At 38.0% G+C, this 14,083-nt stretch carries 13 protein-coding genes; 4 read left to right on the forward strand and 9 right to left on the reverse strand.

Annotated elements, in window-relative coordinates; all coding sequences use genetic code 11:
* Nucleotides 1-27: 27 nt before the first annotated feature.
* The 3 genes from ACZ427_RS08555 to ACZ427_RS08565 all read left to right on the forward strand — a co-directional run bounded on the left by ACZ427_RS08555 (nucleotide 28) and on the right by ACZ427_RS08565 (nucleotide 3,179).
* Nucleotides 28-774, forward strand: coding sequence for a glycerophosphodiester phosphodiesterase (locus tag ACZ427_RS08555; RefSeq protein WP_461177803.1), 747 nt, complete (start codon nucleotides 28-30; stop codon nucleotides 772-774).
* A 94-nt stretch (nucleotides 775-868) separates the two neighbouring features.
* On the forward strand, nucleotides 869-1,795 hold the full coding sequence (rnz, locus tag ACZ427_RS08560) for a ribonuclease Z (RefSeq protein ID WP_461177802.1): 927 nt from the start codon (nucleotides 869-871) through the stop codon (nucleotides 1,793-1,795).
* Between the two features lie 13 nt (nucleotides 1,796-1,808).
* Nucleotides 1,809-3,179: an aldehyde dehydrogenase gene (locus ACZ427_RS08565; RefSeq protein WP_461177801.1), complete on the forward strand. Its 1,371-nt coding sequence runs from the start codon at nucleotides 1,809-1,811 to the stop codon at nucleotides 3,177-3,179.
* Between the two features lie 39 nt (nucleotides 3,180-3,218).
* On the opposite strand, the gene ACZ427_RS08570 is transcribed toward ACZ427_RS08565, so the two are convergent.
* From ACZ427_RS08570 to ACZ427_RS08590, 5 genes are all read right to left on the reverse strand, one after another.
* A complete protein-coding gene (locus ACZ427_RS08570; RefSeq protein ID WP_461177800.1) occupies nucleotides 3,219-4,469 on the reverse strand; it encodes a DNA polymerase IV in 1,251 nt (416 codons plus the stop codon).
* Between the two features lie 109 nt (nucleotides 4,470-4,578).
* On the reverse strand, nucleotides 4,579-5,703 hold the full coding sequence (locus ACZ427_RS08575) for a M20/M25/M40 family metallo-hydrolase (RefSeq protein WP_461177799.1): 1,125 nt from the start codon (nucleotides 5,701-5,703) through the stop codon (nucleotides 4,579-4,581).
* A gap of 21 nt (nucleotides 5,704-5,724) precedes the next feature.
* Nucleotides 5,725-7,272 carry an acyl-CoA carboxylase subunit beta gene (locus ACZ427_RS08580; RefSeq protein WP_461177798.1) on the reverse strand — a complete coding sequence of 516 codons (1,548 nt, stop codon included), beginning with the start codon at nucleotides 7,270-7,272 and terminating at the stop codon, nucleotides 5,725-5,727.
* Nucleotides 7,272-8,096 (reverse strand): methylmalonyl-CoA epimerase, encoded by an 825-nt coding sequence (mce, locus tag ACZ427_RS08585; RefSeq protein ID WP_461177797.1) that lies wholly within the window; start codon nucleotides 8,094-8,096, stop codon nucleotides 7,272-7,274. The genes ACZ427_RS08580 and mce overlap by 1 nt, the downstream gene beginning before the upstream one ends.
* A 15-nt stretch (nucleotides 8,097-8,111) precedes the next feature.
* Nucleotides 8,112-9,758, reverse strand: coding sequence for an acyl-CoA mutase large subunit family protein (locus ACZ427_RS08590; protein ID WP_461177796.1), 1,647 nt, complete (start codon nucleotides 9,756-9,758; stop codon nucleotides 8,112-8,114).
* A 127-nt stretch (nucleotides 9,759-9,885) separates the two neighbouring features.
* On the opposite strand from ACZ427_RS08590, the gene prli42 reads away from it, so the two are divergent.
* On the forward strand, nucleotides 9,886-9,999 hold the full coding sequence (gene prli42 / locus ACZ427_RS08595; RefSeq protein WP_461177795.1) for a stressosome-associated protein Prli42: 114 nt from the start codon (nucleotides 9,886-9,888) through the stop codon (nucleotides 9,997-9,999).
* Nucleotides 10,000-10,228: 229 nt separating this feature from the next.
* On the opposite strand, the gene ACZ427_RS08600 is transcribed toward prli42, so the two are convergent.
* The 4 genes from ACZ427_RS08600 to ACZ427_RS08615 form a co-directional block, all read right to left on the reverse strand.
* Nucleotides 10,229-11,191, reverse strand: coding sequence for an aromatic acid exporter family protein (locus ACZ427_RS08600; protein WP_461177794.1), 963 nt, complete (start codon nucleotides 11,189-11,191; stop codon nucleotides 10,229-10,231).
* Nucleotides 11,192-11,291: 100 nt separating this feature from the next.
* Nucleotides 11,292-11,723 (reverse strand): BrxA/BrxB family bacilliredoxin, encoded by a 432-nt coding sequence (locus tag ACZ427_RS08605; RefSeq protein WP_461177793.1) that lies wholly within the window; start codon nucleotides 11,721-11,723, stop codon nucleotides 11,292-11,294.
* A 102-nt stretch (nucleotides 11,724-11,825) separates the two neighbouring features.
* Nucleotides 11,826-13,073, reverse strand: coding sequence for a dihydrolipoamide acetyltransferase family protein (locus ACZ427_RS08610; RefSeq protein ID WP_461177792.1), 1,248 nt, complete (start codon nucleotides 13,071-13,073; stop codon nucleotides 11,826-11,828).
* 18 nt (nucleotides 13,074-13,091) lie between these two features.
* Complete coding sequence (locus ACZ427_RS08615) at nucleotides 13,092-14,075, reverse strand: alpha-ketoacid dehydrogenase subunit beta (RefSeq protein WP_461177791.1); 984 nt, start codon at nucleotides 14,073-14,075, stop codon at nucleotides 13,092-13,094.
* Nucleotides 14,076-14,083: the final 8 nt, after the last annotated feature.

A 14,083-nucleotide genomic window follows, 5' to 3' on the forward strand; every position in this document is an offset into this window, starting at 1 on the left:
AACACAATCAAGAATGAGGTGAATGTGTTGAACACAAAAATTATAGCCCACCGTGGTGCCAGTAAATATGCACCTGAAAATACAATGCCTGCATTTGAACTTGCTTACCATATGGGTGCAGATGGAATAGAGACAGATGTTCAGCTGACAAAAGACAATATCCCGGTATTGATTCATGATGAGCGAGTAAAACGAACCACAAATAGCGTCGGTTATATAAAAAGCTATACATTCGATCAATTGAAACAGCTTGATGCGGGGTCTTGGTTTTCCAGTAAATTTTCAGGGACTTCTATTGTTTCGCTAAATGAACTGTTGGAATGGATAAAAGATAAGGCTTTATACTTAAATATTGAACTTAAAAATAATAAGATAGATTATAAGAATTTAGAGTCCATTGTATACGAAGAAATTGACCACTTTAATTTATCGAACCGCACTACACTCTCAACGTTCAATCCAAATAGTGTAAAGCGTCTGCAGGGCTATCACAGTAAAATAGGTATCGCTTTATTGACATCAAAAAGAAATAAAAATCTGGCAGCACATGCCAGGGAGCTTGGAGCAAACGCCATTCACGTAAAATATCGTTTGTTGAACCATAAATTGGTGAGTGATTGTCATGACAAGAACATGGCACTCAGAATCTACACGGTTAATCGATTTTCACATATCATTCGCTGTGTAAAAATGGGCTGTGATGGTATTTTCACAGACATCCCGGACAAAGCAATACAATACCGCGATCTTTTTGTATCAAATAAAGAAACTTAACAAGGCAGTCACAACTGTCAATGGATTGGACGATTCATAAGAAACAACTGTACAATATCAACAAGGATATAAATAAAGCGCTGGAGGATTAATTATGGAATTGACTTTTCTAGGCACTGGTGCAGGGGTCCCTTCTAAGGAACGGAATGTATCTGCAATAGCTCTAAAGTTATTACAAGAACAGAATAGTATATGGTTGTTCGACTGCGGAGAAGCAACCCAGCATCAAATCCTTCGTACATCAATCAAACCAAGAAAAATCAACAAAATCTTTATAACTCACATGCATGGCGATCATGTATTCGGATTGCCGGGGCTGTTAAGCAGCCGGTCTTTTCAAGGTGGTAACAGCTTATTAACCGTTTATGGACCAAGCGGGATTAAAGAATTTATCGAAACTAATCTTCATGTGAGCGGTACACATTTGACATATCCTTTATCTATTGTTGAAATAAAACCAGGTCAATTATTTGAAGAGGAAAATTTCCGGGTTTATGTCAAAAGGCTTGATCATGTGATTCCAAGTTTTGGATATCGTATAATGGAAAAAGACAAGCCTGGAGAACTATTAGTGGAAGAATTAAAGAAAAATGGGATAATGCCAGGCCCAATTTATCAGCAAATTAAGGGGAACGATATTACAAAAACAGCAGATGGCCAAGAGATTCACCGCAAGGATTTTATTGGACCCGATAAAAAAGGGCGTATCGTAAGTATTCTTGGAGATACACGATCATCACATCAATATAAATCATTTGTTGAAAACTCAGATGTACTCGTTCATGAAGCAACATTCGATCAAACAAAAGCAGAAATGGCAAATCAGTATTATCATTCTACTACAAAACAAGCCGCATTACTGGCCAAAGAAAGTAAGGTTAAGAAATTAGTATTAACACATATATCTTCCCGTTATCAAAAGGAAGAAAATCAGCTGTTATTAGATGAAGCACGTGAAATTTTTCCTGGCACCGAACTAGCGAATGATTTTCATCGAATGATAATAGACACAAAAAAATAGAGGAGAGATTTCAGTGAAACAAATCGATACAGTTGTAGCTGACCAGCGAGCCTTTTTCTTGAATGGAAATACATTAAATTATTCCTTTCGCAAGGAACAATTACAAAAGCTGAAAAAAATGCTAAAAGAATATGAAACAGATATATATCATGCGCTAAAAAAAGATTTAAATAAATCCCAACATGAAACACTTACAACAGAGCTCGGCTTTCTGTATTCAGAAATTGATTTCGCAATTAAAAACCTGAGTTATTGGATGGATCCGATTAAAGTCCCAGCACCAATCACACATAAGGGAACAAAAAATCTAATATTGAAAGAGCCTTATGGCGTTACACTTATTATCTCGCCCTGGAATTACCCGTTACAATTGGCGATTGCTCCTGCAATTGGTTCCATTGCTGCTGGAAACTGTGTTGTAATAAAACCATCAGAGCATGCCGAGGCTACCACATCACTACTTACAGAAATGATCCAACACACCTTTAATTCGTCTTACATCACTGTAGTTGAAGGCACTAAAGAAACAAGTGAGAAATTATTAGAAGAAAAATTTGATTATATATTTTTTACCGGCAGTACAGAAGTAGGAAAAATTATTATGAGAGAAGCGAGTAAACACCTTACTCCCGTCACGCTGGAACTTGGAGGTAAAAGCCCGGTAATTGTCGATAAAGATGCCAATATAAATCTGGCTGCAAAACGAATTGTATGGGGAAAGTTTACAAATGCCGGACAAACCTGTGTAGCTCCCGATTACCTCTATGTACATGAAAAGGTTAAATTCAAACTATTGAAAGCAATGAAAAAACAAATTAAAGCTTTCTACGGTAAAGAGCCGTTGAAGAATAATGATTATATACATATTATAAACGAACATCATTTCAAACGATTAGAGCAGCTTTTATCCAATGGAACCGCATTACATGGTGGAAACATCAATCGCGATTTATTAGCAATCGAACCAACGATTTTGGATAAAATCACTTGGGATGATCCCATCATGCAAGAGGAAATTTTCGGACCAATCCTCCCTGTCTTAAGTTTTAATAATATAGAGGAAGCTGTAGAGGTTATCAGAGCCAAGGAAAAGCCGCTTGCCCTTTATTATTTTAGTGAAAATGACAAAACGCAGGAACAAATTATAAATTATTTATCCTTTGGTGGAGGCTCGATTAATGATACTCTCTATCATTTAGCTAATCCACACCTGCCATTTGGCGGGGTCGGAGCAAGCGGGATGGGTTCTTACCATGGAAGACACAGCTTTGATACCTTTTCACATAAAAAAAGCATCTTGAAGCAGACAACCAAATTTGACATGCCTTTCCGCTATCCAAGTAGTAAATTGGCACAATCTGTAACAAAAAGAATGATGAAATAACAAAAACTCACACCTATTGATTAGAATATGGTGTGAGTTTTATCGTTTATAATCATCTAAGAAGTCTTTTTGAAAACTTGTTCTTGGCTGCTCGCTGTCTTTTTTAGAGGTGTCTGGTTGCTGGAATGGATTTTTTCCGTATTTTTTTGATAATGTTTCAATTACTGTATACAATTTTTCTTTGCTTGCTTCTTTTTCATAAGTAAATAAATCAAGCTGTTTGCCAATCATCCTTTTTTCATCAACATCTTGTAATGTAATTCCCAGGAGTCGAACAGGATCACCATTCCAATGCTTTTGCATTAGCTCATTAGAAACTTGAAGGATATCTTCTTTTGTTTCGATATAAGTTTGCAATTTTTTGCTTCGTGTAATAGTTGTCCGGTCATGATAGCGTATCATAAGCTGAACACTTTTACCTGCCGCTTTTTTTCTCTCCACCCTTCGCTCCACATTATCCGCAAGCTGATGCATCAATTTACGGATTTCTGTTTCATCTGTTGTATCCTGCGGTAGAGTCTGTGAACTTCCGATACTTTTAAATTCGTTTACAGCATCTGGGTCGACTGCGCTTGTATCAATACCATTTGCTCTATTTTTTAGTCGTTCCCCATTTATACCCAAGACTTGTTTAAGTTCATATACATCTGTTTTGGCAAGATCACCAATTGTTTGAATAGAAAGGGAATGAAACTTTGATGCAGTTTTCTCACCGACACCATACATTTCTTCAATAGGCAGCGGCCAAAGCATTTGATCTAACTCTCTCTTTCGTAATACCGTAATCCCCATTGGTTTTTTCATGTCAGAGGCCATTTTTGCTAAAAACTTATTTGGTGCGATACCGATACTGCAAGGGAGATCAAGCTCACGCGAAAAGTTTTGTTGCAGTTTTTTGGCGATTTCCAATGGTGACCCATGCTCGGTACTGTCTGTCACATCCATATATCCTTCATCAATGGAGACAGGCTGAATTAGTGGAGTTATTTCAGATAACCTTCTAAATATTTCCTTCGATGCTGTGCGATAGCGGTCAAAATTAGGTCGCATGACGATTAATTCAGGACAGAGCTTTCTAGCCTTCCACAAGGTCATTGTTGTTTTAACTCCTTTAGCCCTTGCCTCATAGCTGCTTGTAACAACAATTCCCTTGCGTTCTTCGGGATTTCCAGCAATTGCTAATGGTTTTCCTTTTAGTTTTGGGTTATATGCCATTTCCACCGAAGCATAAAAACAATTCATATCGATATGAAAAATAACCCTGCCTTTTTTTGTACTTGGTTTTGTCATAGGAAGAACATCCTTTAAAACATATAATCTATTATGTATAGTATATCATAGATGCAGAAAGACCCTTTAAGAAAAGTACATTCTTAAAAGGTCTCAAATAAGTAATTAATTACTTTGCAACTTCATCAATAATCGCTGTTACTAATTCTGTAATCTTTATAAGTTCATCTATATGAATACGCTCGTTTGTTGTATGGATTTCTTCATATCCAACTGCCAGATTAACAGTTGGAATTCCAGAACCTGCAATGATATTTGCATCACTGCCCCCTCCGCTCTTTAACAACTTACTATCACGTCCGATTGTTTTAGCAGCAAGCCGAGCCACTTCCACAACCTGATCTCCTGCCTTTTGATTAAATCCTGGATACATGACTTTAACTTCTACCTCAGCGGATCCACCCATTTTTTCAGCTGTTGATTCAAAGGCTTCTTTCATTTTGGCAACCTGTTTTTCCATTTTTTCTGGAACTAAAGATCTGGCTTCTGCTAATATTTCCACATGGTCAACGACAATATTTGTCTGTTTGCCACCTTCAAAGCGTCCGATGTTTGCGGTTGTATCCTCATCTATCCGCCCATGTGGCATGTTGGAAATTGCTTTAGCTGCAATTGTTATCGCGGAAACACCCTTTTCAGGTGCCAATCCGGCATGTGCGGTTTTTCCTTTTATGATTGCATATACTTTTGCCTGTGTTGGTGCAGCAACGATAATATCACCAACGTTTCCATTGCTGTCAAGGGCATATCCATATTTTGCATGTATTAAAGAAGAATCCAATGCTTTAGCGCCGACCAAACCTGATTCTTCTCCCACTGTTATGACAAATTGGATATCACCGTGTTTGATATCATTTTCCTGAATGGTGCGAAGTGATTCAAGCATTGCAGCCAAACCAGCTTTATCATCTGCTCCTAAGATAGTGGTACCATCAGAGACAATATATCCATCTTGAACAGATGGGTTAATGTCTTTCCCTGGAACAACCGTATCCATATGTGAAGTGAAATAAATTGGATCTGCACCTTTTTTATTCCCTTTCAATGTGCAAATTAAATTGCCTGCTCCATGCCCAGTTTCTTTCATACTGGAATCTTCAACTACTTCCAACCCGAGATCCGTAAATTTTCGTTTCAGAACAACGGCAATTTCCGCTTCATTTTTAGTTTCTGAATCGATCTTTACAAGTTCAATAAACTCATTGATCAGCCGGTCCTTGTCTACTTTCACCATTATATAAATCCTCCAATAAAATTATAGTGGAATATTTCCATGTTTCTTCTTCGGGCGTTCTTCTTTTTTATTGTAAAGCATTTCCAGTGCCTGTATCAGTTTAATCCTCGTTTCCCGAGGATCAATGACGTCATCAACCATCCCCAATCCTGCTGCTACATAAGGATTCGCAAATTTTTCACGATATGTATCAATCTTTTCTTTGCGCGTTTCTTCGGGATTTTCACTTTCAGCAATTTCTTTGGCAAAAATAACATTCGCAGCTCCATCAGGACCCATCACAGCAATCTCTGCGTTTGGCCAGGCGTATACAAGATCTGCACCAATAGACTTACTGTTTAAAGCTACATAAGCGCCTCCATAGGCTTTTCTTGTAATGACTGTTATTTTTGGAACAGTTGCTTCTGAATAAGCATATAAAATTTTTGCTCCATGTCGAATGATACCACCGTGTTCCTGCTTTACACCAGGAAAGAATCCTGTGACGTCTTCAAATGTAATGATTGGAACATTAAAGGAATCACAAAAACGGATAAACCTTGCAGCTTTATCACTGGAATCAATATCAAGTCCTCCCGCCAAATGTTTCGGCTGGTTACAGACTAAACCAATCGTCTCCCCTTTTATTCGAGCAAATCCTACAACAATATTTTTTGCGAAGTTTTGATGAATTTCAAAAAAGCTGTCTTTATCCACGACCTGTTCAATTACATTTTTAACATCGTAAGGACTTCTCGCATTAAATGGTACGATGTCTGTTAAATCCGGTCGAGTGTCATCCGTTTGTTTACAATCATTTTTATCAGCTTTTTGTTCATAGTTGGCAGGTAAGTAATCAATTAAACGTCTAACTGCATCCAATGCCTCTTCTTCACTGCCGGCTTTAATATGAGCATTTCCACTTTTACTATTATGGATGTCTGCTCCACCAAGGTCATCGGATGAAATCTTCTCTCCAGTAACAGTTTCAATTACTTTAGGTCCAGTTATAAACATTTGTGAGGTCTCCTCAACCATAATAACAAAATCAGTTATCGCCGGAGAATAAACGGCACCTCCAGCACTTGGACCCATAATCACTGAAATTTGCGGGATAACGCCAGAATAGATGGAATTACGATAGAAAACCTGTCCATAACCATCAAGCGATGATACACCCTCCTGAATACGTGCCCCTCCCGAGTCATTCAACCCTATAAAAGGAACACCATTCTTTGCAGCCAAATCCATCACAGCCGCAATTTTCTTCCCATGCATTTCACCGAGAGCACCACCGTATACCGTAAAATCCTGAGCAAATAGATATACCGGTTTACCTGAAATTTTTCCGTATCCGGTAACAACTCCTTCACCTTTAGCGTTATTCGTATCCATACCAAAGTCCGATGCCCGGTGTTCAATAAACGGGTTTAATTCAACAAAGGTTTCGTCATCCAGTAAATAATCGATACGTTCTCTCGCTGTCATTTTACCTTTATTATGCTGTTTTTCTATCCGTTCATCCCCACCGCCAAGCTCTGTTTGACGGCGCTTATCATACAACTCATTAATTTTGTCAAAAATATCCATTATTTCTCACTTCCTCTATCCTGTTGACACAATTCAAACAACACGCCCTTTGCTGATTTTGGATGAATGAATGCAATTTGGCTGTTATGGGCACCCGGCTTCGGTTGTTCATTAACTAGTTGGACGCCTTCAGATTTCAACTGATTTAATCGGTCTGTAATATTTTCTGTTTCTAATGCAATGTGATGAATACCCTCTCCTTTATTTTCAATAAAACGATGGATAGGCGAGGTTTCATCCAATGGTTCCAATAATTCAAAACGTGATTCACCAATCTTTAAGAATGCAACTTTTACTCCTTCCGATTCTACCTTTTCTACGGCTTCCAACTGCATTCCCAATGAATCAGTGTAAAATGAAAGAGTTGCATCTATTTCTTTAACTGCAATTCCAATATGAGAGATCTTCTTCAGTTGGCTTATGCTCTTTTCTTCTGGCTTAATTAATTCCTGAATATAGTTTGCCAAAGATTCTGTGGAAGATCCACTTGTAAATATTTTTTTAATCCCTTTGTCTAACAAAAAGGGAATATCTTCGCTTGGGATAACACCCCCACCCACAACAGGAATATCACTTGCATTTCGTTTGTCCAGTTCTTCGAGGATTTTAGGAAATAATGTTTTGTGTGCCCCCGATAACGAAGAAAGCCCAATTACATCTACATCCTCCTGAATTGCCGCCTGTGCAATTTGCACAGGAGACTGCCGCAAACCGGTATAAATTACTTCCATCCCATGATCTCTTAATGCTTGAGATATTACCAACGCCCCTCGATCATGCCCATCGAGACCGGGCTTTGCGACTAATACACGTATTTTCCCCATCTGTATCTCCCCCTCTTATACTCCTGTATATTCTCCAAATTGACTCCGCATCACATTACAAATTTCTCCAATGGTTGCATAATTTTTAACGGCATCCAGAATGAATGGTATTAGGTTTGTATCAGGTGTTTTTGCTGCTTCACTTATTGCTTCTAACGCTGAGTTCACCTTTGAATCATTGCGCTTACTTCTAATTTCTTCAAGCGATTTTATTTGAGACTGCTCTAATGCTTCATCAACTTTCAATAAATCAGGATTAATTTCCTCTTCAAGCTTAAACTTATTTAAACCAACGATTACTTCTTCTCCGTTTTCAATTCTTTTCTGGGTTTCGTATGCTTTTTGATGAATTTCACGCTGCATAAATCCTTCTTCTACAGCCTGAACAGCTCCACCGATTTCCTTAATCCGGTCCAGATAATGATTTATTTCGTTTTCCATATTATCTGTGAGCTCTTCCACATAGTAAGAACCACCTAATGGATCAATTGTATCGGCAACACCACTTTCATTCGCTATTATTTGTTGTGTTCTTAAAGCGATACGTGCTGAATCTTCAGTAGGCAGTGACAAGGCTTCATCACGAGAATTGGTGTGTAAGCTTTGTGTTCCGCCCATTACAGCAGCTAAAGCTTGCAATGTTACCCTGACAATATTATTATCCGGCTGTTGAGCTGTTAAAGTAGAGCCACCTGTCTGTGTATGGAAACGTAATTTCCAGCTTTTAGGATCTTTCGCTTTGTAATGCTCTTTCATAATTTTCGCCCAAATTCTTCGTGCTGCACGAAATTTTGCAACTTCCTCAAAAAAATTATTATGTGCGTTGAAGAAAAATGCAAGCCTCGGTGCGAATGAATCAACATCAAGACCAGACTCAATTGCAGCATCCACATACGCCATACCATCTGCTATCGTAAATGCCGCCTCCTGAACAGCAGTTGCTCCAGCTTCACGAATATGATAGCCGGAAATACTGATGGTGTTAAATTTAGGAACATTTTCCTGGCAATATTCAAATATATTTGTAATTAGCCGCATAGACGGTTTCGGTGGATATATGTATGTACCTCTGGCTATGTATTCTTTTAAAATATCGTTTTGTATCGTGCCGGTAAGTTTCTCTAGAGGCACTCCCTGTTTCTCTCCAACTGCAATATACATACAAAGCAATACAGATGCAGGTGCATTTATCGTCATCGATGTACTTACTTTATCCAGTGGAATTTGATCAAGCAGTTTTTCCATATCTTCAAGTGAATCAATGGCAACTCCAACTTTTCCAACCTCTCCTTCAGCCATCATATCGTCTGAATCATAACCAATTTGTGTTGGCAAATCAAATGCTACGGATAGACCGGTCTGCCCCTGCTCCAATAAATAACGAAACCGTTTATTCGTTTCGGAAGCAGAACCAAAACCCGCATACTGTCGCATTGTCCAAAATCTGCTTCGATACATTGTTGGCTGAATTCCTCTGGTATATGGATATTGGCCTGGATATCCCAAATCGTTTACAGTTTCATTATTATTGGTATACAATCGTTTCACTTCAATATCGGAAGACGTCGTGAATGATGACTTCCTCTCGGGAAAGCGCTTTAAAATAGAATCAACGGATTTCTCCCAATTCTTTTTTTCCTCGTAATTTCCTTTATCAGACATATCGGTTATACCTCCATTATATTAATTATAATTTTTCTCTTCATTCTTTGTTCATTACTTTTATACTTGTCCAATATTCATTTTAAAGTTAAAATACAAATAGTAACAGGGTTAAAGGAGGATTTTTATGGCTGCTAATAAGAGATCAAAACGTGAACGCAGAACTAAAATAGTGGTTTATATAATGATTATTGCAATGCTTTTATCAACATTCACTGCTGCCTTTGCTATGTTTATATAATTAGAAAATCCAGGCTTTTGACCAAGCCTTTAATCAGTGTGTCTTAGTTGCACTTACGCAGTACGATACTTTTATACTTGCTTAACTGCTAGAACAGACTGGGCCCCAACCTAATGGTTCCAGTCTATTTTTGCATCTGGTACAATATAAAAGTTTAACATAACCAGTATAATTCGAGAGGCTTCAAATGTATTTGGTAGCTGTCCCGATTTTTAAACAATAAGCTTTCTTATTGCTTTTTTCTAATATCACTTTTTTTATATTTCATTTTTAATATTAAGTAATCTTCTATCTCATGTAATAACCGAAACAAATTCGCTCTTATCTCAAACTCTTCTCTTGTTTCGGGAAGCTCTTCATCGTTAAATTCATCTCTAAGTTCTTCCAGTTCTTCAAGAAATAAAGCAGCTCTATTCAGGGGTGACACATTTTCTGAAAGATTCTCAAAAAAATAACCAATTTTTTCTGACGTAATATCTGTATTTGGTAATTTTGTCACAAGCGGAAGCATGCGCTGCAATAATTCAAACTGTCTTGCCCGCATCCTGAAATACTCTCTGTATGGATGCTTGTTACGTAATAAATGATTTTCCCGATCACGTTCGACTAAATCAGCAGCTTCGCTTAACAGGTTTTCTGTTTCCGTTATTTCTTTACCATCCCAATTAATATCTTTGTTTCTTACATAATTTGCTATTTCATATAAAATCATCTGAAAATTATCTTCCAGCTTCTTTTGTTTACTTTTTAATTTATTATCCAAACTTGGCATATACAAATTTAAAAGCAACCCTGTACCTATGCCAATGATAATTAAAAGAAATTGATCCAGAATGAATACAAGCGAAATAGCTGATGCACTATATAAATTTAATATGATAACTGAACTTGTTGTTATTCCAGGAGTAATTTTCAGAAAAACAGTAGTTGGAATGAAGACTGCCAGCATCAGTCCAACAGAAACCGGGTTGTAGCCGAATAATTCAAAAAAGACAAAAGAATATAGAATTGCAATGATACAGGCAAAAAATCGATGCCATGCGCTCATAAAAGAGCGTTTTCTTGATGGTTGAATACATAATATTGTGAGTATCCCTGCAGAAACAAAATTGGTTACATCAAATAATTGAGCAATCGAAATTGCAATAGGCGTACCAATTGCAGTCTTAATTGTTCGATAGCCAATTTTCACATTAAAATCTCCCTTTTCGAAAAATCCGCTGCTGAATAAAAAGAGGCTGACCTACTTAAAATAGAAACAGCCTCATGATTAAAGAGTTTAACTGTAATAATTAAACCTCTTCGCAATATTCATCAAAAACATTTTGAAGCTTGCCAACGACATCAACGGCACTGAACCCCTCAATATCGTGGCGTTCCAACATGGTGACAATTTTACCATCTTTTAAAAATGCAAAGGAAGGTGAAGAAGGCGGATACCCTTCAAAATACGTTCTTGCTTTCTCTGTTGCATCACGGTCCTGGCCTGCGAATACAGTGACCAAGTGATCAGGACGTTTATCATAATGAATGGAGTTCGCAGCTGCAGGACGTGCAATACCTCCTGCACAACCGCAAGTTGAATTAATCATTACTAAAGTTGTACCATCACGGGTTAAAGCTTTATCTACATCTTCGGAGCTTGAGAGCTCTTCGTAACCGGCTTCACGTATATCTTTTCGCGCAGCATCTACAACATCATTCATGAATAAATTAAAATCCATCGAATATCTATCCCCTTTATTAATATAAGATTTGAATACTTATTAAATAGCTTATCAACTTTTTTTTATTATTTCAATTCTTAATAACTATAACAGGAGTTATTAATATACATTTGTGTTATCTGCGCTAATATTTTCTAAGATTTCCTTGACTCTTGCCAGAAACTTTCCACAAATAAGGCCATCTAAAATTCGGTGGTCTAATGATAAGGATAAGTTAACCATTTCCCTTGCAGCAAACATATCGTTTATAATAACAGGGCGTTTTACAATGGACTCAATTTGCAGAATTGCAGCCTGTGGGTGGTTAATTACACCCATGGAGTGTATGGATCCGAATGACCCCGTGTTATTCACGGTAAATGTACCGCCTTGCATGTCATCAGAAGTGAGCTTCCCTGTACGTGCTTTCATAGCCAGTTCATTTATATCTTTTGCAATACCTTTGATGCTCTTCTCATCTGCGTGCTTAATTACTGGTACGAAAAGTTCCTCATCTTTTGCAACAGCTATGGATAGGTTAATATCTTTCCGCTGTATTATTTTATCTTCTGCCCATGTACTGTTAAGCTTTGGATATTCCTTTAATGCCTGTGCCACTGCTTTTACAAAGAAAGCAAAAAAAGTGAGGCTAAAGCCTTCCTTGTGTTTAAAATCATCTTTAATCTTGTTTCTGTAACCAACAAGATTTGTTACGTCAGCTTCCACCGTCATCCAGGCATGTGGTATTTCCTGAGTTGACCTTACCATATTTTGAGCGATTGCTTTTCGTACACCGGTAACAGGGATTTCAATATCTCCCGATTGAGTTGCTGAATTGGATGCAGTTTGTTCCATGACCGCATCTTTTTGGCTTTCTTCAGTTTCTTTTGGAATATCACCCGAAGCAAGGATTTTTTCTATATCCTTACGAGTAATTCGTCCTCCAAGACCAGTTCCGTTAACAAGTGTTAAATCAATCTCATTTTCCTGTGCCATTCGAAGTACCGCAGGAGAATATCGTTTTTTCATCGGTTGATTTTCTTCTGCTGGTTCTTTTGATTCGGTTTTTTCCATGGTTTGTTCTTTGTTATTTGAATTAGCTGCTTCAACGGGAGAGGCGTTCTCATCGTCTGTCTCGATATAACACATCAGTTCACCAACAGCTATTGTTTCACCTTCTTGTGCAATTATTTCTTTTATAACACCGGTAAACGAGGATGGGACTTCTGCGTTAACCTTATCTGTCATTACTTCTGCTATTGGATCATATTTATTAACATAATCCCCCGCCTTAACAAGCCATGAACTAATAGTGCCTTCTGTGACACTTTCACCTAACTGCGGCATATTAATTTTTTCGGCAGCCATATTGGATCCCTCCCTGATTTAAAACTTTGCTAATTCCCGCATTGCGTTTTCCACTTTATCCGGATTTATCAAAAAGAATTTTTCCATATTTGGTGCATATGGCATGGAAGGAATATCAGGTCCTGCCAGGCGCTGGATTGGTGCATCCAAGTCAAATAAGCAGTTCTCTGCAATTATTGCAGCCACTTCACCGATGATACTTCCTTCTTTATTATCTTCCGTGATTAATAACACTTTTCCTGTCTTTTTCGCTGCTTCGATAATTGCTTCTTTATCCATTGGGTACACTGTTCTTAAGTCAAGAATATGTGCGTCGATTTCTTCTTCTGCGAGTTTCTCAGCAGCTTGAAGAGCAAAGTGGACAGCCAGACCATACGTAATAATTGTGATGTCGGAACCTTCACGTTTCACATCTGCTTTTCCAATCGGTAAAACATAGTCATCCTCTGGAACTTCATCTTTAAGTAGACGATAAGCACGTTTATGCTCGAAGAAAAGGACCGGGTCATTATCACGAATTGCAGCCTTCAGTAGTCCTTTTGCATCGTAGGGGGTTGATGGCATAACTATTTTCAACCCTGGTTGATTGGCAAAAACCGCCTCTACCGATTGCGAATGGTACAGTGCGCCATGGACTCCTCCACCATATGGTGCACGTATCGTTATAGGAGCATTCCAATCATTGTTCGAACGATAACGTATTTTTGCTGCTTCTGAAATGATTTGGTTTACAGCAGGCATAATAAAATCAGCAAATTGCATTTCGGCAACCGGACGCATCCCGTACATAGCTGCGCCAATTCCAACCCCGGCAATTGCAGATTCAGCAAGTGGTGTATCCAACACACGGTCTTCACCAAACTCCTCATACAATCCAACGGTAGCTTGAAAAACTCCACCCTTTTTACCGACATCTTCTCCTAGAATAAAAACCTTTTCATCCCGTTGCATTTCTTCTCTCAATCCGGCTGTTATTGCTTGTATATATGTCAATACTGGCATTTTTCTCC

It is taken from the genome of Virgibacillus ainsalahensis, assembly GCF_055380755.1.

Coding starts and splice junctions, on each gene's coding strand:
- ACZ427_RS08615 (WP_461177791.1), bottom strand. CDS start 14,075: ATGCCAGTATTGACATATATACAAGCAATAACAGCCGGATTGAGAGAA.
- ACZ427_RS08590 (WP_461177796.1), bottom strand. CDS start 9,758: ATGTCTGATAAAGGAAATTACGAGGAAAAAAAGAATTGGGAGAAATCC.
- ACZ427_RS08575 (WP_461177799.1), bottom strand. CDS start 5,703: ATGGTGAAAGTAGACAAGGACCGGCTGATCAATGAGTTTATTGAACTT.
- mce (WP_461177797.1), bottom strand. CDS start 8,096: ATGGGGAAAATACGTGTATTAGTCGCAAAGCCCGGTCTCGATGGGCAT.
- ACZ427_RS08580 (WP_461177798.1), bottom strand. CDS start 7,272: ATGGATATTTTTGACAAAATTAATGAGTTGTATGATAAGCGCCGTCAA.
- ACZ427_RS08570 (WP_461177800.1), bottom strand. CDS start 4,469: ATGACAAAACCAAGTACAAAAAAAGGCAGGGTTATTTTTCATATCGAT.
- prli42 (WP_461177795.1), top strand. CDS start 9,886: ATGGCTGCTAATAAGAGATCAAAACGTGAACGCAGAACTAAAATAGTG.
- rnz (WP_461177802.1), top strand. CDS start 869: ATGGAATTGACTTTTCTAGGCACTGGTGCAGGGGTCCCTTCTAAGGAA.
- ACZ427_RS08610 (WP_461177792.1), bottom strand. CDS start 13,073: ATGGCTGCCGAAAAAATTAATATGCCGCAGTTAGGTGAAAGTGTCACA.
- ACZ427_RS08605 (WP_461177793.1), bottom strand. CDS start 11,723: ATGGATTTTAATTTATTCATGAATGATGTTGTAGATGCTGCGCGAAAA.